This window comes from Acinetobacter sp. ANC_7635 (assembly GCF_056779945.1).
In genome coordinates this window covers 654485-676690 of sequence record NZ_JBWYIS010000001.1, presented here as the reverse complement: position 1 = coordinate 676690, position 22206 = coordinate 654485, and the positions used below count along the sequence as shown (strand labels likewise).

The window sequence follows — 22206 nt, the reverse complement described above, 5'->3', positions numbered from 1 at the left end:
CCCACCTTTCGATGAGCCTTCTATCAGTAGTGCGACTTACTTACACTTCGCGCCACTATAACACAAATTTAACAGGTGCTTTCCGGAAGGTCAAGTTCTAATCACTTATATTCAATAAATTTATATCGGCAATGCAGTGCAGCCAACCCACACTTTACATCTTGTTCAGCCGCATACTTAGATCGCTCTTCGGTAACCATCTGCGACCACGAGTTCCCATAAAAATAACGGCAGATAATCGCATCCATCCATTCATCCATAATTTCACTTTGACCCTGCATATCTAATATTAAACGCTGTACGGCGCGTGCTTCATTATCATCAATCTGACACACAATTTTTGTCTGCTTTAATTTTGGTAATTGATAATCACCAGTCAGGAAGTCAACAATGATTTTTGATTCCTGTAGATTGGTCAGTTTTTTCTGTTTTCTTTTCTTAGTGGCATTATCCATGGCCACTGCAATCGGATTAATACTTTGGCTACATGTACCACTAACTGAATTCATCCATGCGCCGAATTGGTGTAACCATCCTTCTAAATCAAAACGTGACCAATCTATTGTTTGTAAAATATGTTGTTTCGTTGCCTCTGCTACAACCATGACTATTCCCCTACCATCTTCTCAATTTGTTGTATTGCTAAACCTGATTTCACTTGTTCTGTACTAAACCGTAATATCTGGTAACCCATCATTGTTGCTGCGTTGTATTTTTCCATATCGTCGATATAACCTTTGCCTCTAGTGTGTCTACCTCCACTCCATATTCCACCTTCAACCTCGATCAATATTTTTTTGCAGTTTAGATGGAAATCAGCTCTCCATTTACGTTTGGGATGAAACCTAAACTCTCTCTCAAATTCGATTCTGTGCGCCTTAAGTTGTAAAGCTAATATCGACTCTCCCATACTTTCAATTTGCTTATCACGGCGCGGAGATTTTGACTTAAGTACATTTTTACTCTTTGAGCCGTACAAGCTTTTATATTCAGCAAGGGAAATACTTGTCATACTGATTTTCCAAAAGCGATATCAGCAAATAATTCCCTTGCTGATTTGCTCAATCTGAATCCCTGCGGAGTTTGGCCATCCTTTTCCACGAGCCCCCAATTCGCTAGTCCATTCAAATAACGTTGCAGGCTACGGATTGAAATTCCCATGTTCGGTTGAATCTCATCGAAAATTTGTTTCACAGAGATTCTTCCATTCGTTGAAGACATAATTCTCAAGATCATCAGGTTTGTAATCGTGCGATCAGCTTCAGTCACGCTGCACCTCCCATTAGCACGCCGTTGAAACCTACTTGTTTCAAATAGGATTCCCACTTTTTCGCCTGTTCAGGTTTTTCAAGTTTCATTGAGATACGAGCTGCAAGTTTTTCATAGGACTCGCCTGGCTCAGCGTACTTACCAGCAAACTCTGGATGCTTAGCTAATTTCTGAGCAAACACCTGAATCTGTTTGTCAGTGAGGTATTTTGGTTCTGCAGTAGAATTTAATTTCTGATGGCCATTGGAATTTGAATACTTGGTGCGGTATGCGTTGATCAACCAATCTGCAAAATGGAAATTCATCAGTTCATCACAGAGATTCTTTCCAGTGTTGTATATTTCAAATGCACGTTTTTCACGATCACCCCAAGTTGCGTTCATGAGCATTTCAAAATCTAAATCAGGATCAGCCAAAAAAATTTCTTCACGAAGTTTTTTGAAGCAAAGCCACCCTTTTTTATTTTTAGATTCAAATGGGAGATTCATTGGGAGATTCTGTGTCCCAATTTCGGTACTGGTCTCGGTACCGTTTTTGGGACTGGTACTTGTTCCGTTTTCGGTACTAGTACCAATATAGGAACCTGTACCTAAATTGGAACTAGTCCCGTTTTTACCACTAGTCCCCTTTTTGGTACTGGTTGGATGATCTTCCCGACCGACCACACCCAGCAGTTGGTAGACTTTTACGCCGTTGCCGACGATCTTCCCTGTATATTTAATAAAGGCTTTTTTCTCTAGGTCGTCTAAAACTTTGATGATGGTTTTGCGGTTCATCTTGGTGTCTTTGACCATTCGCATAATGCTTGGGTAGCATTTGTGGTCTTCCCCTGCGCGGTCTGCCAGTGATAGCAATATGAGGCGTTGTGTAGAACTGTCTACATCCGCTCTCCAAGCCCAAATCGTTGCATCTAAACTCATATGGGTTACCTCTATTTGTCTTCTACGCACTGGTGTATTTGTGCATCCAGTTCGGCCAGTATTTCGTGTAGTCGGTGAATGACCTTAGACATGTCTATGGCTTCTCCGCGTGTGATACGTCCGTCAGCCATCATTGTTTTAAATAGCGTGTAAACATCTCCGCCCTGCATTCCAAAGCTCAGCACAAGATCAGTGAGCGCCGTATCTCGACACTCAGGGATTTGTGGCAGATCAATCGCAACCTTGCCTAGGTGCGCATTCATACTTTGCAAAATGCGGTAATCATTGGTGATGGCCATTATTTTTATGGCTTCTACCAGCGTAATGTGGTGTGTATCCGTGTTCGGATTCACTTTGCTGTTGAGCACGGCTGGGCTTTTAATGCCGAGTCTAGGTGCTAACGCCGTTGCACCACCCGGATAATCGTGGACAGTGTGATAAGCCGCATCGATGATGTTCATTGAAGGTCCTTTTGAACGTGTTATTAGATAACGGCTTCTTTACTATTTTGAGTAGAACGTACATACGCCCAATTAATGTCAGGACGTAGTTGCTCAGCTCGAACTTTTCCTTTCGTAAATTTCTCAATTGGAAGACAGCGGTCTTCTGGGATTTTGTCGAAATTCCATTTACTTAAAGCCCAAGGCGTTATATCCAAATTTCGAGCTAAAGCAGATTTACTGCCTGCGATTTTGATTGCTTTTTCAAAAGCGTCTTTTGGAGATGACATAATGCTACCAATAAAACTACTTAAAGTAGAAGATAATATACTACCAAAAATAGAATTGGTGCAACCTAAAATACGGGTTAATATTCTACCTAGCGTAGAAAATGAGAAGGTTTGTAAGGTGCAAACAGCCAAATACCAAGAATTTGCTTCACGGCTTAATGGCCTTATGCAGAAAGAAGGCTCACCAATAAAAAATGTAAACCAATTAAAAGATGCTATTCATGTCACTTATGAAATGGCACGACGCTATACGCTTGGGATTGCAAAACCTCGTGAAGAGAAAATGCAAATACTTGCTGAAAAATTTAATGTAGATATTAGTTATTTGGATCATGGCTCAGGTATAGAACCAAATATTTCTACCCCCTTTCCTCTTACTGGTCGATTGGTACCCGTCATCTCTTGGGTACAAGCTGGATCGTGGACCACAGTTGAATCCGTACCTGCAGGTACGCAATTTGATGAATGGCTTCCGCCTAACCCGAAATGCGGAAAGAACGGTTATGGCTTAACTGTTGTTGGCGAATCAATGCTTCCAGACTTCCGCCCTGCAGACAAAATTTATGTAAATCCTGACTTTCAAACAAATGATTTAAAAACAGGTGATTTAGTCATCGTCTCTTGTGAAGGCGATCTAGAGGCAACTTTTAAAAAGCTGATTGTTGAAAGCGGCAATATGTATTTGCAACCGCTTAACCCAGACTGGCCTGAAAAAACGATTCCATTGATAGATGGATGTAAATTGGTTGGTAAGGTTGTTGGGTTGTATAGGGACGTATAATAAAAGGACACAAATATATGAGTACTGAAACAAATCCTTTATACGCTCAACAAAGAGAGTACTCAGGTGCTCAAACATTTCATAAGTATTTATATCAATATAATTGGGCGATTTTTACAATTTTTGATTTATATAAAAATAGCTCTCAATATGTTGTTTTCCCAGAATTACACGAAGATATTGTAATTGGAAATTCAATAAAATTTGATGAAGTTTTTTTTGATTTTAATCAAGTTAAATGCATTGAAACAAGTAGTAAGTACACTTTAGCTGATTTGGTGTATAAAAGCCCGAACAAAAGTACGCCTTCTATCTTGGGTAAGTTGCTAGAGAGTAATAACTCACATACATATAGTTCTAGAATTAAAAATTTAAATCTAGTAGCAAGTTGTGGATATAATTTTAAAATAAAAGATGGAACAAAAATTTCTAAAATTAATATAAGTGATATTAACGATCCAGATGGGTATAAAGATAAATTAATGAGTGAAATGTCTTTAGAAGAACTTCCAAATAATCTAAATTTTATTGATCCAGAATTACCACCCGCAACACAGAGATATGCTGTTATCGGAAGAATATCCGATGTACTGACCGAAAAGCATCCAAAATCAAATTTCAATGCAACAACAATATACCAATCTGTATTTGATGAAATATGTAAAAAAGGAGAAAAAGTTTGTGACTATAAAGATTGGGATGAAGCTATCGATAAAAAAGCCATTTCTTCTGAAAAAATAAACAACTTAATCAGAGATGTTGTTATATCCCCAACTCTTGACACTACACAAATTAATGATTTTTTAGATGAGCTTAACTTAAAAGCAAGAATAAGAATAAAATATCATAATAGATACAGAGATATCCTAATTAGTAATAGTACAACAAGTCAAAAAAACATTTTTTTGGAGAAAAATTTTAAGCCAATTTTCGATAAAGCTTACAATTTATTTGAAGATACGAATGAGTTAATTAATTATATGAAAATTAACTCTTCAGATGGCTTACTTGATCAGTTCATAGATGAAATTGACTTTCATTGTACTGTAATCTTTTACATAATTGAGAGATTAAAAAATGAAAGATAAGAACTTTCGTCTATTGGTTAGAAATTTACGGGAAATTAAGAATGGCGAAAAAATTAGTATTAAAGAAGCTTACAATCTTGGCGACTACAGAAAAATCAGGGAATCAATTCACTTTTGGGAACGGTATAAATCTAATAACAAGCTCTGAAAATAGTGTTGGGAAAAGCTCTTTAATCAAAAGTATTCTTAGCTCTTTTGGAGCTGAACCATTTTATGATAAAAGATGGAGAGATCTGCAATGTAATTATCTCATAGAATTTTGCATTGCAGATAAGCACTATAAGATTGCCAGATTAAAAAATGAATTTTATTTATCTAATGATAGTAATAAATTCTATTATGATAATTTTAAGGATTTTTCAAAAAAAATATCAGAGTTATTAAATTTTAATCCAATCCTTAAGACAAGAGGTGATGATTATATTTATGATATAGCTCCACCAGCATACTACTTTATTTCCTTTTATATTGATCAAATTAAAGGTTGGGCAAAAGCTTTTTCCAGTTTAGATAAATTAGGTCAATATGAGAGTTGGCATAACCCTATTCTTGACTACCATGTAGGGCTTACAAATTCTAATATAATGAATTTTAAACTAAAAATATCAGAATACAAAAAATTAAATCATTCAGCTGAAAGAAAAAAAGAAAAAGTATTAGACTCTATTACCCTAGTAAGAGAGTTACTTGCTGACAGAGTAAGCAGTTTTGAAAATGAAATATTAAATGATAAATCAATTAGTACTACTACAAAATCATTAAACAACTCAGCTATAATTCAACCATCAGATAATTCAAAACTGTCAAATATTGATGAATTAAATGAAGTGAAAAAGCTATACGAGGAAACTCTTAATATTAGAAAAGAAAAATATGATCAACTTGCTTTGGTTAAAGAAAATTTAATTGAACTTAAAAATCAGTCTAAGTTTATAAATAGCAATATCATTGAATTACAGAATGATTATTATTTTTCTGTTGAAAGTCTAGATGATGTAGTTGAGTGCCCATTATGTGGCGTTAGTCATAATAATACCCTTGAAAATAGAACTGACATATTGTTGGATGCAGACAAGCTTAATAATCTATTGTCTGAAGTTAATTTAGAAATTGAAACTAAAGAAAAAAATGCTAGCGAAATTAAAAAATCTATACAGTTATTAGATAACCAGCTTTTAGAATATGATAATAGCATTAATTCTTTTAATAGCTTTGAGGATACAATTAATTTTTATTCAAATCAAATAATTGAGGATAAGTCACAAAGATTTATCAGTAAACAAATTGAAATTATTGGAGAAAATACTATTTCCATAGCTAGTCTTGAAGATGATTTAAAAAAATTAGAAGAGTCAATTGATAAAAAATCAATTAACAACTCTTTCAAAGAGGCGGTTCAATATTATTCTAATAAGCTATCTATCTCTATACCTGATCAGAGTATTCCGAGTTTTAAACAATATTCAAAATATGAAAAAAATGGTGGGGCCGCCGATAGTGCTAGGTCATTATTAATGTACTATCTATCACTTTATTCAGTAATATCTAAATATTCTGATGAAGTAATATCACCTTTGTTTATAGATACACCAAATCAACAGGAACAATCTGTTGAAAACTATTTACGGATTTTAAATTCATTCAAAAATGATCTACCAAATGATACCCAGCTTTTTTTAGGAGCAATGGAGCACCCATTAATAGATGAATTTAAAGAGTCTTGCTCTAAAATTTATGTATTGCAGGACTATCAAAAGCTTTTAAATACAAAAAACTATGATAATTTACTTACAGAGTTTAATTCATATATCTCAACTTTTGCATAATGAAATTAAATCACACACACTTTGGTATATTCACTTTTATTAGTGGTATTCCTTAATCGGCTTTATTGATACTAGATAGATTTAAGTTTTGCTGAAATCCAATAAAATTTCACTTGCAAGCTTTCTTTTATCCTATGATCCACGTACGAATAACAACAAGACAAAACCATGAAAAAAACAACCCTAACCGCCCTACTCCTTGCCCTGATCAATACTGGCTGTCAGAAACAGCCAGCTGCCCTACCTGAACAAGAACGTGCAGCTATAACAAAGCAGTTTGAAGAATCGGATGAAAAAATTAACGGTTATTTTGATTTATTGGAAAATCCAGGCACTTCACAAGATGTACGCAAACAAATCCTTTGCAAAGACTGGCCAAATGTCTATTACAAACAGTACGCTCCTGCCCTAAAGCAACTTTCACCCCAATATACCGATGAAGAATTAACTCGGGATTTAGATAGAGCCGTGGACTATTACAAAGAAAAATATGGGATTAGTTGTAATCAGTAAAGTAAAACTACTGTCATATCTAGTGACTACTATCTAACCAAGGTCAATCACACTCCAGACCTGTAATAACGAAGCAGCGCAAACTACCCCACCATTGCCTATCATGGTGGGTTTTTCTTATCTAATTTATTGATTTATAATCATAACCCGCTCTAAAAATATAGTAACCAAAACTTATATGCAAACAGACGCTTTCTTGCCTCAAAATTTACGTGACGACTTTCTTATTAGATTACTTTTCAATACAGCAGATGGATTTGAGTATGCGGGGATTCGTAAGGCTTATTTGGACTTTAATCGTACATTAAAAATTAATGACAGAGATTCGCATCCAAGTAATAAGATTAAATGTGAAGATTTTTTAAAAAGCCAACTGCTTGTACTTATTTCAAAAGAGCTTGAATCACAGAAAGATTTCGATTCACTACACCAAAAATTATGTGATTCCTTAATTGGTACTTGGAGCGTCTTAACTTATGGCCAGGCGCAAAAATGGATAAATATGACACTGAAATATTGGCTAGTATTAGGTGAACACAGAATTAAAAATATTGAAAAAAATGCACGTTTTTTTCATATTCCTATAGATAGTTATGTTCAGAAAGGCTGGTTTCAGGAAAAGAAGCCTAAAGCTTGGAGCAAAATCAACAGCTATGATGACTACATGGAATATCAAAAGAAGCACAGGGCAAGCGCTGATCCTAAAAGCCATCCTCTCCTTGAGGAATTTAAATTTTTTAATAACTATCGCCCTTAACAACAAGCCCACCCCCACGGTGGGTTTTCTTTTGCCTCCTATAAAACAAAACAACTAAAAGTAGAATTATTTTCTACAAAGTATTGACTTTAATTCTACTTAAAGTAGTATTTATTTCACTAGGCACAAAAAAGCACCCCTGCCTTCGAACTCATGGGTGCTTTGCATCACTGCGAGATCAATTATGAATTTAAATTTCACACCATTCAATACCGTCGCCGTAAGTTTATTGGTTTCTACTGTAACGATTGGTGCATTAGTCTTCACTAAACAACCTCAAGCGACAGATTTGAAGCTTAGCTATTCAAGCTATGTACCTAATCAAACATCTGTCGCAGCTCTAAAACTGACCTCTGAATCGACTGGTTACGCTGTAATACGTTTTGATGAATACACACTCGACGTGTCATTCGACTACGAAAAATTCACGAATGATTACGGCGTTCCTGGTAGTGAATTTGACGACGCAATGATTACATCTCTGACGATCGACAAAATTCACGATGTATTAGGTAATTCAGTATCAGATTTCACAGATCACAATGACCATTACAACATTAATCAAATGTTGATCACTCACATGCATAAGAATCGCATGTTAGGGGGTGTGTAATGGCCCTTCCAATCATTGAAGCGAACCAAACACTATTGGTTCAAGCCATCATTGTTTATCTCTATGCGGATCCAGGACTTGGCAAAACTTCAATTGGATTTACAGGTGATAAAGCAATTTCCTTTGACTTTGATAAAGGTGCACATCGTACAGGTGAGCTTCGTCGTGGTGCAGTAGTTCAAGTTCAACAATGGTCGGATGTAGCAAATCTCACACCTCAAGATTTAGCACCATATAACACAGTGGTTATTGATACTGTTGGCGCCATGCTTGAAAGCATCAAGACGCACTTGGCCTTAAACAATACCAACAAACAAAAAGATGGTTCACTTAAATTAAAAGCTCAAGGTATAGCGAACAATATCTTCAAACAATATGTAAATACATTGATTGCATCAGGCAAGGACGTAGTTTTCATAGCACATGCTTCTGAAGATCAAAACGGCGACCAAATTGTATATCGTCCTGATCTAGGCGGTAAGAACCGTAACGAGCTTTATCGAATAGCCGACATTATGGGCTATTTAACGACTGTGACCACTGGTGAAGGTAAAAATGCACGTGTCATTAGCTTTAAGCCTTGCCCTACTCATCATGCAAAAAATGCTGGTGGCTTAGGTGGTGAAACTGGTGAGGTGTGGGTACCTGACTTAAAACAGAATCCTACATTCTTGGCTGATATCATTAAACAAGCGAAAGACCATATCAACAGAATGACACCTGAGCAGTTGGAAACCATCAAAGCGGATGAAGACATTGAAAATTGGAAACAAAGTTGCACTGAAGCTCAACATGCTGGGGATTTAAACCAACTCACTGAATCATTACCTCAGGGCCATCGGTATGTAATGGATATGTGGTACGCCGTTCAGCGTCGGGCTAAAGAACTAGGCTGTCCATACAACAAAGATGAAAAGAAATGGCTCAATTCACCTGAATTCAATGGCATTTCAAATGAACAATTATCTCAACTTCAAGACTTTATTGCAGAACGAGGCTTAGACACGAAAACGGTTTGCGAATACTTAGGCTTAGATGCCTTGGCACAGATTGAACTAAGCCAATTAGTTGCAGTTAAGAAAGACATTGATAAATTAGCAAAGGAAACAATAACCGCATGAAAGCAATAATTTTAGATACTGAAACTCACACTATTAATGGGTATCCAATTGAAATCGCTTACGGCCCTTGCTCATTCGAGCAAGGTGAGCTGTGGTTTGACCAGGGGCAAGTATTTGACGAGTTTTTTTCTTGTCCAGAACCAATTTCATACGGCGCTATGGCTGTGCATCACATTCTTGAATCAGATATTGCTAGCAAGCCAAGTTATGACACGTTCCGTTTGCCAGAGGGCTTTGATTACATTATTGGCCACAATATCAATTACGACATCGAAGCAATCAGCAAATGCAATTCACCTGTACCTAGTAAGTCGATCTGCACATTGGCGTTGGCTCGTTTCGCATGGTCAGAACTTGAAACACATACGCTAAGTGCCTTGTTCTATTTCCTTGCAAAAGATAAAGCTGATGCACGTGACCGCTTACGTAGTGCTCACAATGCAAAGTACGACATTTGGTTCACATACATCATATTGAAAAACATCTGCTTAAAACTTGGCATCAAAGACATGAATTCTTTGTATTTGCTATCTGAGCAAGCACGCATGCCGACTGAAATGCCATTTGGTAAACATAAAGGCATTCCATTAAAGCAGGTGCCTAAGGACTACATTCGCTGGCTATTAGGTTCAGGTGAAATTGATCCATATCTTCGCAAAGCATTGGAGTCGGTATGAGCAATAAAACCGTCGTTAAACAGAAAAATCTTGAGGCATTTAAACTTTGGTTTGGTCATCTCGGTTATGAAGTCAAACCATTTGGAAATAAAGGTTTCATTGCTTCATCTAATAGCAACATATTCAAGAATAATCAACGCTATGTTCGCGTTGATGAAAACTTAGGTGGCAACCCTGCTGCCTTCGTACTGGGTGAAGAGTTTGAAAATCATTTAGTTGGTCCATTGGACGTGAATTTAGCGAAGGTGGCGTGATGGATTTACTACCTCACGAACTCATCATAGATAATTTTGCTGGTGGCGGTGGCACAAGTACGGGGCTTGAGCAAGCATTTGGCCGTCCAGTTGATGTTGCTATTAATCATGACCCAAAAGCTTTAGCAATGCATCGTATTAACCACCCTAATACAAAACATTATTGTGAAAGTGTTTGGGATATTGACCCAATTGAAGCGACAAGCAATCAACCAGTTGGTTTGGTGTGGCTCTCGCCTGATTGTAAGCATTTTTCAAAAGCGAAAGGTGGCAAACCAGTTGAGAAGAAAATACGAGGTTTAGCTTGGGTAGCTTTGCGATGGGCTGCAAAAACTCGCCCTCGAGTAATAATGCTCGAAAATGTAGAGGAATTTAAAACCTGGGGTGATCTAGGTGCTGATGGTAAGCCATGTCCTAAAAATAAAGGTCGCACTTTTAATACCTTCGTTAATGCACTCAAAAGACAAGGTTATGTTGTTGACTGGCGTGAACTAAGAGCATGTGATTATGGATCGCCAACAATCCGTAAACGCTTTTTCTTAATCGCACGTCGTGACGGGTTAAAAATTCATTGGCCAGAACCTACCCACGGTCATCCCGATTCAATCCAGGTGAAAAAAGGTATTTTAAAACCTTGGCGTACTGCTGCTGAATGTATTGATTGGTCTATTGAATGCCCTAGTATTTTTTCTCGCAGTCGTCCGTTAGCTAAAGCAACTATGGATCGTATCGCTGCAGGTATTCATAAATTTGTCATTAATAATGAATCACCATTCATTGTTAACAGTATGGCACCTGTTTTAACCGAATGTGCTAATGCATCCAATAAGCGCTCGATGCCTGCAGATGAGCCATTAAGAACAATTTGTGCTCAGACTAAGGGTGGTCATCATGCATTAATTTCAGCACATATAGCTAAGAATTTCACAGGAGTTGTTGGTAGTGATATCACAAATCCTATTCATACCATTACAGCAAAAGATCACAATTCTTTAGTTGTGAGTCATTTGCAGGTAATGAAAAAAAATAGTGTTGGTCAAAATATTGATACACCCCTCAATACCTTAACTACCGTTAATGCATTTGCAGAAGTTCGTGCTTTTTTAACCGCTTTCTATGGGAATGAAAAAGATGGAAATAGTGTAAATAGCCCTTTAAGAACAATTCCCACGCGTGATCGATTTGGTCTTGTGAAGGTTAAGGGACAGGACTATCGAATAACTGATATTGGCTTTCGTATGCTCCAACCGGTTGAGCTTTTCAAAGCTCAAGGATTTCCGGAAACTTATATTTTTGAAAAAGGAATCGATGAACACGGAAATGAAATTAAATTAACCAAAACAGAGCAGACCCGCATGGTTGGAAACTCTGTATGTCCGCAACTGTCACGCGCTTTAGTTGAAGTGAACTTTAAACATGAATTGAAAATTGGAATGGTGGCATGATGGCTTTAAAAAGTTTTAAGAATATCAGTGAAGATGAACGTTCTAAATTATTAAAACCATTTTTAGATGCACCAGACGATCAAAAGTTTGGACAAGATTTGGTAGCGTTGTATTTAGATTGTTCCCCGTGGACATTGGCTAGAATGCGCTGTGATGGGTCTGAACTTCCCTACACCAAAATAGGTCGACGAGTTGCTTATAGAAAAGCTGATGTATTAGCATTCGAAAAAAGCAGAACCGTCACCTGCACAGCTCAATACGCATAAGTTAAAAAGGCAGGTTTACCCTGCCTTTAATTGCTTAAGTCTTTCATCCCAGACACTTTCATAATTAAAACAGTCAATTTTGCCCTGATAAACTGCTTCTACCATGTTCATTGAAGCCCTGAGCTCTTCCATAGGAATTTGCACATATCCACCAGTCACATCAACACGTGGCCTCGCAGTATGATTCAGTAATCGCTTGGTCACGTAAATATTGAATCGAAGTAAATTGCAAATCGTGGCAAAAGTACGCCGAAAATCGTGCATGGAAACATAAAAATCTACCTGATCGCCTATGACTCTTAGAATCCGATCAACACAGGTGGCATGGATGTTTGCTGACGTTGGTATTTTTGTCGCAGGGAAAACCCAATCGTTCTCACGCAATAAATAACGGTCTTTCAGGATTGATAATAGATGTTCACCTATTGGAAACCAATGGTCAGCGCCATTTTTTGTATCCCTAAACACAACAGTTCCATCTTTAAAATTGATGTCAGTCCATTTCAGCTTACAAACTTCCTGACGACGGCAACCCGTATACATTGTGAATAAAAGTATATCTCGATGTGTGTTAGATCGAGCAGTATTTTCTAAATTCAGTTCATCCTGATAATTCAGAACGGCATTGTAATATTTGTGAATAACATCTTTATCCAAGTGCCTTTCACGACGCTCAATTTTATTCCACCCCTTGGTTACAGCAATAACATCAACAGGATTAGTGCGCAGGATTGGATCCTCATCACTTGAGTACAGCACATGCATGTATTTCCACAACGTACCCAGTAGCGATACAGCACCATTTGCAGATGAAGGGCTTAACTTAGTCACTTCAATAAATTTATCCAGGACTTCACTTTTGGTGATTTCAAATAATTTTCTATTAGACCAACGCAAATACAAATTGAAGTACTTATTATATTGTTTGACTGTTTTTGGCTTGAAGTCATTTTTGCTTAGATAAATATCCAATGCTTCTTGTACTGTAATATCAAGTGGATTATTAACAACTTGTTTTTTAGATGGCTTTACATACTCACCATTGGCAATTTTAGCCAAAATGGTTTGTGCTTTAGCACGAGCAGATAAGGCAGAAATTTCATTAGTTTTACCTAGAACTACCCTGTACAACTCCCCAGCATTTCGTCTTTCAATAATATAGGATTTTGATTTGGTGGTAGCACGGACAGCAAAGCCAATTAACTCACTATCCCGATAAATTTTTTGACCTGACGTCGTCAATGGAATAGCATCAACATTGGACTTGTTGAGTTTCATATTTAATACCAGATACCTTAGACAGTACTGATTTAAGCATGTTTCTCAACAGTCTACAAATAATCTACAAGTAAAAAAGTGACACAATAAAACCTGCAAAATACCAACATAACAACTTGTTTTTATTGGATTTATAAAAATAAACTTTCCACAATGATTCTATAGAAAAAGTAGAATCCACCTAACCTACTTTGGATTGGGAATGTTTGGTGCATATTGAACCGTGCTTAATTTCGAATAGAACTATATTATAAAATAGATAATGAATAGTGATGAGAATAAGAAAGGCAGCTCAAGGCTGCCTTTAAATTAATTCAGTGCGATGACTTTAACTAAGATTGTTTGTGATTCTTCAAAGTCATCAAATATTTGCTTTCGATTAAGTTCTTTTGACTTCACTTTAAACTCATGATTCTGGTACTGAATGACTGATGGAATTGAATCGAAATACGCATAGTCTGCCTCGATGGTTTCTTCAAACAATGGAGTGCCCAATTGATAGTCTTTGCTCTTCAGCACCACATATTTCACAGTCGTTTTCATTTCATACTCTTTTATTAACGCTTTATTTTTAGTTATATCACCTTTTGAAAAGTGTTCAATCAAAAATAGAAACGTTTGACCATAATGGACTCAATCAATTATTTTTTACCACCTTTAAACTTAATTCAAGCAACCTGACAAGCATCACAAAAAGAAAAATAGCAAAACACCACAATAAATATATATTTTTTGATAACTGGTTAACATTTATATGGATTGTATGCTAAATTTAGCATATACAAAAACAACATCTATTTAACTGGTTGATAATAATGAAAGTTCAATTTATATCTATTCTTACTGCTCTTTCACTGAGTGGGTGTATCGTTGTATCCAATAAACCAAATGCAAGTTCTGCAAAAGCTTATGCATCTAATGTTATTGATTTTAAACCTTCAGAAAATGCCAAGCGAATTGAAACACGTGGTCAGGTGATTTGTGAACCATCAAAACCATGTACTGAGTTAACATTTGATTGGAAACAGCAGAGCAATAATTTATTTAGAGTACATACCAATCTATTTGATCGAAAATCTTTTGATATCAAGCAAGTGATTTTCACGCTAGATGGTCAAACTTATCCTTACACAACTTTAACTCAAACCAATACACGATCAGTCAACAATTCCGATCTCATTAACTCTACAAATTACATTGATGTACCAATGAATTTTGTCGTTATGTTTGATCAGTCTAAATCTATCGATATTGCTGTAGTGACAGATCAAGGTGCTATTACGCATAGCATTTTAAAAGATGGGCATGCATCGTTTGCCTATCAAACATTTAAAAGTGGCTACCAACAATTTAAGCAAAAGTAAAAAAAGACCCACTATGGGTCTTTTTTTAATCATCGATACAAAACTGCAACGTGTAATTAGACTGCTAGGCATTTCATTTTTTAGAATTTTTCGTTAGATTTAACAAATTGTGTACACAGTTATAATAAACAAGACAATAGGTAAAATCATGAAAATCAAACTAGCGCTTATTTCAGCATTGGTTGTATTAACAGGTTGTGCAGGAAGTTATCCAGAACGTGTTGAAACCAAAGGACCTCTCATCTGTGCTACTGATGAAATTTGCCCTGAGCTTGCACTCCGTTGGAATGATGAAAAGCGTAATGGTTTTAAAATAACTGCAGATGTAAATGACACTATACAGCACGATATAAAACAATTGAACTTTATTGTTGATGGTCAGCCTTATGTCTATTCAACAATTCAACCAACCCAATATGCAACTGCAGCTGGTGTAACGAATTCATCTAATTTTATTGTCGTTCCTGTAAGTTTTTTAAACTCATTTAGAGATGCAAAACAAATTGATCTAAAAATCGTGACAGCTAACGGCGAAGTGACTCGTCCCATCCTGCAAGCTGACGGTCAGAAGTCTTCTGCTTACTTAACATTTATCAAAGGTTATACAGGTCAAACTATCGAATAAATGAATTATTCACTAAAAAGCCAGTTCGTTGAACTGGCTTTTTTTTAAGGCTTACAACTTTTTTGATAACTTGTTCCTAAATCTTGGAATGATAACTCAAAAGAATTTCTCATTTTTTTTGCAAATAATGCTTCTTCTTTTGCTTTAGCCATATGAATATTCTTTTGTGCTATTCGCTCTAAAGCATTTAATGCATCTGCATATTCACAAGCTCTTTGAATGATCAACGAAATATTCTGCTTACTATCGACCGATTGATGTAGTCGAATTTGACTCGCTTCAATTTCGTTATAAATTGACTTCACTTCAATATCAAACTGAGATTGTGTTAAGCCATTCGCATAACTATACGATAATCCGAATAAGACCATCGCCCCAACCAATATCCTTATTTTCAATTGAATTCCCCATAAAACGTTCAATTGCAATTTTAAAATTATATTAAAAAGCCAGATCAATCATCTGGCTTTTTACATCATACGCTTTTTTACTTTGGTTAAATTGGCTCAAATGGCGCAACAACGTCGGCATTTTGGGCACGATGACGCATAAAGTGATCCATTAACACGATTGCAAGCATCGCTTCAGCGATTGGTGTCGCACGAACACCCACACAAGGATCGTGACGACCTTTAGTAAGAACATCCGTATCTTCACGATTAATGGTAATCGTTTTGCCTGGTGTGGTAATAGAAGCAGTAGGTTTTAGTGCAATTGATACACGAATATCTTGACCACTTGAGATACCACCTAATATACCACCAGCGTGATTCGCTAAGAAGCCATCAGTTGTCAGTTCATCACGTGTTTCATGACCAAATTGTTCAGCCACGCCAAAACCATCACCAATCTCTACACCTTTAACCGCATTAATTGACATCATCGCATGAGCGATATCAGCATCTAAACGGTCGAAAACAGGTTCTCCCCAGCCTACGGGTACTTTAGAAGCAATAATTTCAAGTCGTGCTCCACAGCTTGTTCCTTTTTCACGCAATGATGTCACAAGTGCTTCAAAGCGTGGTACGGCATCAACATCACCACAAAAGAATGGATTATTCGGCACTTCATTCCAATCTAATTTTGCTGTTTTTTCAGTTCCGATTTGAGTTACATGCCCACGGATTTCAATACCAAATTTTTCAAATAAGAATTTTTTAGCAATTGCACCCGCTGCAACACGCATCGCTGTTTCACGTGCGCTTGAGCGACCACCACCACGGTAATCACGGAAACCATACTTTTGTGTATAAGTATAGTCTGCATGACCTGGACGGAAAGTTTGTGCGATATTACCGTAATCTTTAGATTTTTGGTCTGTATTACGAATTAAAAGACCAATGGATGTCCCAGTGGTTTTACCTTCGAACACACCTGAAATAATTTCAACTTCATCTGGTTCTTTGCGTTGTGTTGCAAATTTAGAGGTACCTGGTTTACGACGATCTAAGTCTATTTGTAAGTCCTCAGCTGATAACTTCAGACCTGGTGGAACTCCATCTACAATCGCCATCAAACCAACACCGTGAGATTCACCACAAGTTGTTACACGGAACAATTGTCCAATACTATTGCCAGCCATGTTCAACAACTCCTTTAAACTTGAATAGATTGAATGAATAAATCACGATATTGACGGCATTGTGCTGCAGTCAGTGCAAAAATACCTGATCCACCACGTTGGAATTGCAACCAGTAGAAATCAACAGTATTAAAGTTTTGCTTCATCGCCCATTCTGAGTTGCCCACTTCAATGACGATTAAACCATCTTCAGTTAAATAGTCTGCGGCTTGAGCCAGCATTTTACGCACAAGATCCAAACCATCTTGACCCGCTGCCAATGCCAATTCTGGCTCGTGATGAAACTCATCTGGTAAATCTGCCATATCTTCAGCATCGACATACGGCGGATTAGAAATAATTAAATCGTATTGATTTTCAGCAGGTATTTTAGCAAAAAGATCAGATTCCAATAAAGCGACTTGATACTGTTTATTGTGATGCTCACAGTTGATTTGAGCAACCTCAAGGGCTTCTTTTGAAATATCAGTAGCATCGACTTCAGAATCAGGGAATGCATATGCCAAAGCAATTGCGATACAACCAGAGCCAGTACACATATCCAAAATACGCTGTGGAGTTTTAGGATTTGGATTCACTGGCAAATTATTGACCGCTTCTCCCATTTCACCATTTTCAGTCAAACAATAAGGTGCAAAACGATTTTCAATTAGCTCAACGATTGGTGAGCGTGGAATCAGTACACGCTCATCTACATAAAATGGTTTACCAAAGAAATAAGCAAGATTTAATAAATATGAAGTAGGAACACGGTCATTGATACGACGTTCGAGTAAACTCAAGAATTCCGCAACTTCGCTTGGCAGCAATTTTGAGTCTAAAATCTCAGCATCGGCATTCCAGTCTAGTGACAAAGTTTGTAAAACTAAAGCAGAACTTTCAGCAAAATAATCTTCAGTACCTTGACCTAAGTGTGCATCGTATTGACGTAATGCTGTAACTCCAAAACGAATAAAATCTCGAATAGTTGTTAAGTTTTCAGCGGCTTCCTGTAGATGTTCAGGGCTAATAGTCGGTCGATCCACTTAAGGCGTCTCCAAGGTCAATTTTTTAAAAACGCTCTATGATACCTTGTTTTATCCTATTAATAAAAAGTTCTATCGGTGTTATTCGGCAAATTTGTATTGAAAATTTGAATAGTTAGAATTATCCATTGAATAAGGTCTACTCATTCAGGTTTTAAAATAGCGAGAAAGTTGATTAAAACTAACGATATTGAAAATAATCGTGTATACTCGAAGCCAACTAGAAAATTTATGTTGTTTCATTAAATCTTTTATTTCGCAGTGTTAGTCATAATCCTACGTTTGGTTTCAGATTTTAAGTTTCATTTTTTTTCCAAGTTACATCATTGAGTTCAAACTCATAACATTAAAGTTTTATTAGGATTCCTATTATGTCTAATACTGTTAAAGGTACAGTTAAATGGTTCAACGAAACTAAAGGTTTCGGTTTCATCCAACAAGAAAACGGTCCTGACGTTTTTGCTCACTTTAGCGAAATCAAAGGTTCAGGCTTTAAAACTTTGGCTGAAGGCCAACAAGTTGAATTCAGCGTAACTCAAGGTCCTAAAGGTCCTAACGCTGTTGACATCGTAGCAGTTTAATTAACTGTTAAAAAGAAGCGGGCTTTGCCCGCTTTTTTTGTCTCTCGAAAAGCTCACCAGACTTGAAAAAGAAAATTTAGACTCAAACTAATAAAAGTTAAAGTGAATTTCAAAAGTTAAAGTATGAGTTATAAACACAATAATTTAATGGCAATGCGTCAAAATTACTGGAGTGATGATTCTTCCCCTCGTGTCACAACAGAAAAACAATTTCTTAAGCAATTTTTGATGGATCATCAAATTTTTGAAAATCCAAGTTTGGATGATGTTAAATATTTTTTCTTCAGCTTACCTAGCGTCATTATTATCAAAGCATATGCCCTTGGATTTATTCATGAAACTGTTGTCAACTTAATGAAGTTATTCATCTCTGAGTATCGCGTGTCTCTGTCTACTCGAGCTCAACTCCCAGTTAAATATCGACTTTAAAAAGCTTAGGCTATTTAAGTTTGAATAAATTGACCATTTATACACCTGATATTGAAATACTTGAACTATTTTAATACGTTCATAACATGTAATATTCAATACAATGATTTCTCTGCGCGATTCGCTTAAAGGACCTAAACTTCATGTCAGATCAGAATGAAAAGCTTAAACAATTAAAAACTTCTTCAATGGATCGCCGTCTTTCGATTGCGAAAGCTTCTCTACTGGCTGGCACACGCTGGGCTGCTTCAAGTGCGAGTTCTATTTTTTCAAGCGAAGAAGAAAAAGAAAAAAAACGTAAACAAGCGATGAAAGAACAAGCTGACTATCTCGTTGCTGAAATCGGTAAATTAAAAGGCTCTATCGTCAAAATTGGTCAAATGATGGCGTTATATGGTGAGCATTTTCTACCTGAAGAGATCACGCAAGCTTTAAACACTTTAAATAATCAGACCGTTGCCCTCGCGTGGCCTGCGATCCATGAGCAACTGCGCAACCAACTTGGCTCTAAACTCGATGATCTCACTATTGATCATGAGCCTTTAGGCACCGCATCATTAGCACAGGTTCACCGTGCAACACGTAAGTCTGATGGTCTTGAATTGGTGCTCAAAGTTCAATATCCCGGTGTAGCAAGCGCAATTGACTCAGATATGAGCTTGTTTAAGAACATGCTCAAACTTACACGCATGGTTCCTCAAACTCGTGAATTTGATCAATGGTTTGATGAGGTTCGCGAAATGATGCACCGTGAAGTAAATTACATAATTGAAGCTGAAACAACACGTCGTTTTAGAGCGCGTTTAAAAGATGATCCGCGTTATGTTGTTCCACAAATTATTGATCAATATTGTACAGATCAAGTGCTTTGTATGACTTTTGAGCGTGGTGTTCCGATTAATAGCCCAGTCATGCTTTCACTCCCTCAGGAACGTCGCAACAAATTAGGTGAAGCATCGCTTGAAATTGCCGTTCGTGAAGTGTTTGAATGGGGCGAGATGCAGACTGATCCTAACTTTGGTAACTACCTAGTACGCTTAGGTGACGGCGCGCAAATTGAAGATAAAATCATTCTTTTAGACTTCGGTGCGATCCGTCAATTTGATGATCAACTCCTCAAGGTAGCTCGTAATTTAATTACCGCGGGCTATCATCATGATGCTCAAGCCATGGTCAATGCTATGACAGGTTATGAGTTTTTCGATGCAATGCCATTAAGCATTAAACCTGACATGGCAAAAGTGTTCCTTCTAGCTACTGAAGCTTTTAGTACTTATAGCAATAATCCAGACCTACCAACAGGCATTATGGATGAACAGCAGCGCTATGATTGGAAACAAAGCCAACTGCATAGCCGTGTGATGCAACGAGCATCCAAGTCGATGGCATCGCGCTATTTTTCAGTTCCACCGAAAGAATTTATGTTCATCAGTCGTAAGTTCATAGGTGCATATACATTCATGACTGTGATCGAAGCAAAAACAAATGTGCGCAAAATGATCCAATCATATGTTTAAGGAACAAAGACCATAGTGATCTATCGTGTCACTATGGTCAATTTATTAAATAAAAAATTGAATTACTAAAAAGAATATATCTTAAATTTCATTAGAATACCTATTCAATTACCATTTATCTGTTTGGTCAAAAAAGTCTTTTAAGCTAGTCATTTTCGACATAGTCATTTCACTAAACACATGTCACGATCTTGTTGTATAAAAAAACCATCAGGGAATTTACAACAATGAATGATATCGCAAACAAAGCGCAAGGTTTAGGCTTAGCCTTGATCACTAAGCTCGCAGGCAGTGATTTAATCGATCAATTAAAACTAAGAAAAATTATCGAACGCTCACTTTATCAAGGTTCTAAGGCTGGATTTAAAACCTTGGGCTCTACACAGAAAATTTTTAAACAAAAATCCAATACTCCGACTCAACGTCTATCCAATCAGCAAAAAGGGTTATTTGATCTCAGCCTTTCTGAAGAACAACAGATGACTGTTGATGCGATGCAACAATTTGCTCATGAAGTTCTCTACCCCCTAGCACATACAGCCGACCACCAAGCTACTTTTCCAGAAAACTTATGGGCTCAATTTAAAGATTTAGGTGTCAATTATTATGCATTGCCTGAACAATACGGCGGCGTTGCTTCAGAAAAGAATGTGGTTACAAATGTGCTGATCGCAGAGCAACTTGCACAAGGTGACTTCTCATTAACAGCTACATTACTCTCCACGTTCTCAGTCATTAATGCAATTACACAGTGGGGTTCAGCAGAGATTCAAAATAAGTATTTGTCGGCATTTAGCGAACAAGATGATCTATTTGCAACTTTTGCTGTTCAGGAAAATACACCTGCTTTCAACCCTTTCCAATTAAAAACAAAAGCGACACGCCAAGGCGATCATTTTGTCATTAATGGTGAAAAAACTATCGTTATTCTAGGTGAGCAGGCAGATCTTTTATTGGTTTCCGCAGATTTAGATGGAACAGCTCAGGTTTTCATTGTTGAGCGAAATGAAACGATTTCATATAAAGCAAATCCAGCAATGGGGCTGAAAGCAACCCAATCTGTAAGCCTAAAATTTAACAACACACCAGCATTTAAACTAAATGAGCAAGATTTTGATTATTCAGCGTTCATTGATCTGGGCAATTTAATGTGGTGTGCAATGGCAGTGGGTACATGCCAAGCGGTTAAACAATATTGCATTCAGTATGCCAATGAACGCACTGCATTTGGTGAACCAATATCCCACCGTCAAAGTGTTGCATTTATGATCGCGGATATGGCTATTGAAATTGATGCTATGAAAATGTTGGTTTTGAATGCTGCAAGCCGCGCAGAATCAGGTTTAAGTTTCCATCGTGAAGCATACTTAGCACGAATTTTGTGTGCAGAAAAATCAATGAAAATTGGCACTGATGGCGTACAACTCTTAGGTGGACATGGCTTTACCAAAGAACATCCAGTTGAACGTTGGTATCGGGATTTGCGTGCTACTGCCATTATGCATTCTGGTTTACATGCTTAATCAAATAATAAAAATTTAAGGA

Annotated in this window: 28 protein-coding genes; 17 read left to right on the top strand and 11 right to left on the bottom strand. The window is 37.0% G+C overall.

Features of this window, described 5'->3' with window-relative positions; genetic code table 11:
• Positions 1-101 precede the first annotated feature (101 nt).
• From AC1M89_RS03450 to AC1M89_RS03425, 6 genes are read right to left on the bottom strand one after another with little or no spacing between them, the layout of a single operon-like run.
• Positions 102-605: a hypothetical protein gene (locus AC1M89_RS03450; protein WP_481613913.1), complete on the bottom strand. Its 504-nt coding sequence runs from the start codon at positions 603-605 to the stop codon at positions 102-104.
• Positions 606-607: 2 nt separating this feature from the next.
• Positions 608-1012, bottom strand: coding sequence for a DUF559 domain-containing protein (locus AC1M89_RS03445; RefSeq protein ID WP_481613912.1), 405 nt, complete (start codon positions 1010-1012; stop codon positions 608-610).
• Positions 1009-1269 (bottom strand): helix-turn-helix domain-containing protein, encoded by a 261-nt coding sequence (locus AC1M89_RS03440; RefSeq protein ID WP_179998045.1) that lies wholly within the window; start codon positions 1267-1269, stop codon positions 1009-1011. The genes AC1M89_RS03445 and AC1M89_RS03440 overlap by 4 nt, the downstream gene beginning before the upstream one ends.
• The gene (locus AC1M89_RS03435) at positions 1266-2189 is read right to left on the bottom strand and encodes a helix-turn-helix domain-containing protein (protein WP_481613911.1); all 924 of its coding nucleotides are present in this window, start codon (positions 2187-2189) and stop codon (positions 1266-1268) included. Before AC1M89_RS03435 ends, AC1M89_RS03440 begins: the two co-directional genes overlap by 4 nt.
• An 11-nt stretch (positions 2190-2200) precedes the next feature.
• The gene (locus AC1M89_RS03430) at positions 2201-2650 is read right to left on the bottom strand and encodes a phage regulatory CII family protein (protein ID WP_481613910.1); all 450 of its coding nucleotides are present in this window, start codon (positions 2648-2650) and stop codon (positions 2201-2203) included.
• A gap of 23 nt (positions 2651-2673) precedes the next feature.
• Positions 2674-2919 (bottom strand): transcriptional regulator, encoded by a 246-nt coding sequence (locus tag AC1M89_RS03425; RefSeq protein WP_004973626.1) that lies wholly within the window; start codon positions 2917-2919, stop codon positions 2674-2676.
• Between the two features lies 1 nt (position 2920).
• Here AC1M89_RS03425 and AC1M89_RS03420 point away from each other — a divergent pair, with 1 nt between their 5' ends.
• The 11 genes from AC1M89_RS03420 to AC1M89_RS03370 all read left to right on the top strand — a co-directional run bounded on the left by AC1M89_RS03420 (position 2921) and on the right by AC1M89_RS03370 (position 12260).
• On the top strand, positions 2921-3700 hold the full coding sequence (locus AC1M89_RS03420) for a LexA family protein (RefSeq protein WP_481613909.1): 780 nt from the start codon (positions 2921-2923) through the stop codon (positions 3698-3700).
• A gap of 17 nt (positions 3701-3717) precedes the next feature.
• Positions 3718-4788 (top strand): dsDNA nuclease domain-containing protein, encoded by a 1071-nt coding sequence (locus tag AC1M89_RS03415; protein WP_481613908.1) that lies wholly within the window; start codon positions 3718-3720, stop codon positions 4786-4788.
• Positions 4789-4829: 41 nt separating this feature from the next.
• On the top strand, positions 4830-6614 hold the full coding sequence (locus tag AC1M89_RS03410) for a hypothetical protein (RefSeq protein ID WP_481613907.1): 1785 nt from the start codon (positions 4830-4832) through the stop codon (positions 6612-6614).
• A 168-nt stretch (positions 6615-6782) separates the two neighbouring features.
• Positions 6783-7127, top strand: coding sequence for a hypothetical protein (locus AC1M89_RS03405; protein WP_481613906.1), 345 nt, complete (start codon positions 6783-6785; stop codon positions 7125-7127).
• Positions 7128-7305: 178 nt separating this feature from the next.
• On the top strand, positions 7306-7884 hold the full coding sequence (locus tag AC1M89_RS03400; protein WP_481613905.1) for a hypothetical protein: 579 nt from the start codon (positions 7306-7308) through the stop codon (positions 7882-7884).
• A gap of 184 nt (positions 7885-8068) precedes the next feature.
• Positions 8069-8497 (top strand): hypothetical protein, encoded by a 429-nt coding sequence (locus AC1M89_RS03395; protein ID WP_481613904.1) that lies wholly within the window; start codon positions 8069-8071, stop codon positions 8495-8497.
• Positions 8497-9618 (top strand): ATP-binding protein, encoded by a 1122-nt coding sequence (locus tag AC1M89_RS03390; RefSeq protein ID WP_481613903.1) that lies wholly within the window; start codon positions 8497-8499, stop codon positions 9616-9618. Before AC1M89_RS03395 ends, AC1M89_RS03390 begins: the two co-directional genes overlap by 1 nt.
• The gene (locus tag AC1M89_RS03385; RefSeq protein ID WP_481613902.1) at positions 9615-10295 is read left to right on the top strand and encodes a putative quorum-sensing-regulated virulence factor; all 681 of its coding nucleotides are present in this window, start codon (positions 9615-9617) and stop codon (positions 10293-10295) included. Before AC1M89_RS03390 ends, AC1M89_RS03385 begins: the two co-directional genes overlap by 4 nt.
• Complete coding sequence (locus AC1M89_RS03380) at positions 10292-10549, top strand: response regulator (protein WP_481613901.1); 258 nt, start codon at positions 10292-10294, stop codon at positions 10547-10549. The genes AC1M89_RS03385 and AC1M89_RS03380 overlap by 4 nt, the downstream gene beginning before the upstream one ends.
• Entirely contained in the window at positions 10549-11994 is a 1446-nt protein-coding gene (locus AC1M89_RS03375; RefSeq protein ID WP_481613900.1) for a DNA cytosine methyltransferase, read from the top strand. The genes AC1M89_RS03380 and AC1M89_RS03375 overlap by 1 nt, the downstream gene beginning before the upstream one ends.
• Positions 11991-12260, top strand: coding sequence for a helix-turn-helix domain-containing protein (locus AC1M89_RS03370; RefSeq protein WP_481587482.1), 270 nt, complete (start codon positions 11991-11993; stop codon positions 12258-12260). The genes AC1M89_RS03375 and AC1M89_RS03370 overlap by 4 nt, the downstream gene beginning before the upstream one ends.
• Before the next feature lie 15 nt (positions 12261-12275).
• On the opposite strand, the gene AC1M89_RS03365 is transcribed toward AC1M89_RS03370, so the two are convergent.
• Together AC1M89_RS03365 and AC1M89_RS03360 are read right to left on the bottom strand one after the other, a co-directional pair.
• Positions 12276-13538, bottom strand: coding sequence for a tyrosine-type recombinase/integrase (locus tag AC1M89_RS03365; RefSeq protein WP_481610548.1), 1263 nt, complete (start codon positions 13536-13538; stop codon positions 12276-12278).
• A 309-nt stretch (positions 13539-13847) separates the two neighbouring features.
• Positions 13848-14081, bottom strand: coding sequence for a hypothetical protein (locus AC1M89_RS03360; RefSeq protein WP_035270711.1), 234 nt, complete (start codon positions 14079-14081; stop codon positions 13848-13850).
• 272 nt (positions 14082-14353) lie between these two features.
• On the opposite strand from AC1M89_RS03360, the gene AC1M89_RS03355 reads away from it, so the two are divergent.
• Entirely contained in the window at positions 14354-14902 is a 549-nt protein-coding gene (locus tag AC1M89_RS03355) for a hypothetical protein (RefSeq protein ID WP_179998064.1), read from the top strand.
• A 148-nt stretch (positions 14903-15050) separates the two neighbouring features.
• On the top strand, positions 15051-15527 hold the full coding sequence (locus AC1M89_RS03350; protein ID WP_481608540.1) for a hypothetical protein: 477 nt from the start codon (positions 15051-15053) through the stop codon (positions 15525-15527).
• Between the two features lie 44 nt (positions 15528-15571).
• Here AC1M89_RS03350 and AC1M89_RS03345 read toward each other — a convergent pair whose 3' ends face one another.
• The 3 genes from AC1M89_RS03345 to prmB all read right to left on the bottom strand — a co-directional run bounded on the left by AC1M89_RS03345 (position 15572) and on the right by prmB (position 18134).
• Positions 15572-15925: a hypothetical protein gene (locus tag AC1M89_RS03345; protein WP_481608539.1), complete on the bottom strand. Its 354-nt coding sequence runs from the start codon at positions 15923-15925 to the stop codon at positions 15572-15574.
• A gap of 98 nt (positions 15926-16023) precedes the next feature.
• Positions 16024-17109, bottom strand: coding sequence for a chorismate synthase (gene aroC, locus AC1M89_RS03340; RefSeq protein ID WP_092766326.1), 1086 nt, complete (start codon positions 17107-17109; stop codon positions 16024-16026).
• 14 nt (positions 17110-17123) lie between these two features.
• Positions 17124-18134, bottom strand: a complete 1011-nt coding sequence (gene prmB, locus AC1M89_RS03335; protein ID WP_481608537.1) for a 50S ribosomal protein L3 N(5)-glutamine methyltransferase — start codon at positions 18132-18134, stop codon at positions 17124-17126.
• Positions 18135-18505: 371 nt separating this feature from the next.
• On the opposite strand from prmB, the gene AC1M89_RS03330 reads away from it, so the two are divergent.
• From AC1M89_RS03330 to AC1M89_RS03315, 4 genes are all read left to right on the top strand, one after another.
• Positions 18506-18715, top strand: a complete 210-nt coding sequence (locus tag AC1M89_RS03330) for a cold-shock protein (RefSeq protein WP_035263597.1) — start codon at positions 18506-18508, stop codon at positions 18713-18715.
• Positions 18716-18838: 123 nt separating this feature from the next.
• On the top strand, positions 18839-19144 hold the full coding sequence (locus AC1M89_RS03325; protein ID WP_481594617.1) for a hypothetical protein: 306 nt from the start codon (positions 18839-18841) through the stop codon (positions 19142-19144).
• A gap of 143 nt (positions 19145-19287) precedes the next feature.
• Positions 19288-20661, top strand: coding sequence for an ABC1 kinase family protein (locus AC1M89_RS03320; RefSeq protein ID WP_481608536.1), 1374 nt, complete (start codon positions 19288-19290; stop codon positions 20659-20661).
• Positions 20662-20888: 227 nt separating this feature from the next.
• Positions 20889-22184 carry an acyl-CoA dehydrogenase family protein gene (locus tag AC1M89_RS03315; protein WP_092766330.1) on the top strand — a complete coding sequence of 432 codons (1296 nt, stop codon included), beginning with the start codon at positions 20889-20891 and terminating at the stop codon, positions 22182-22184.
• Positions 22185-22206: the final 22 nt, after the last annotated feature.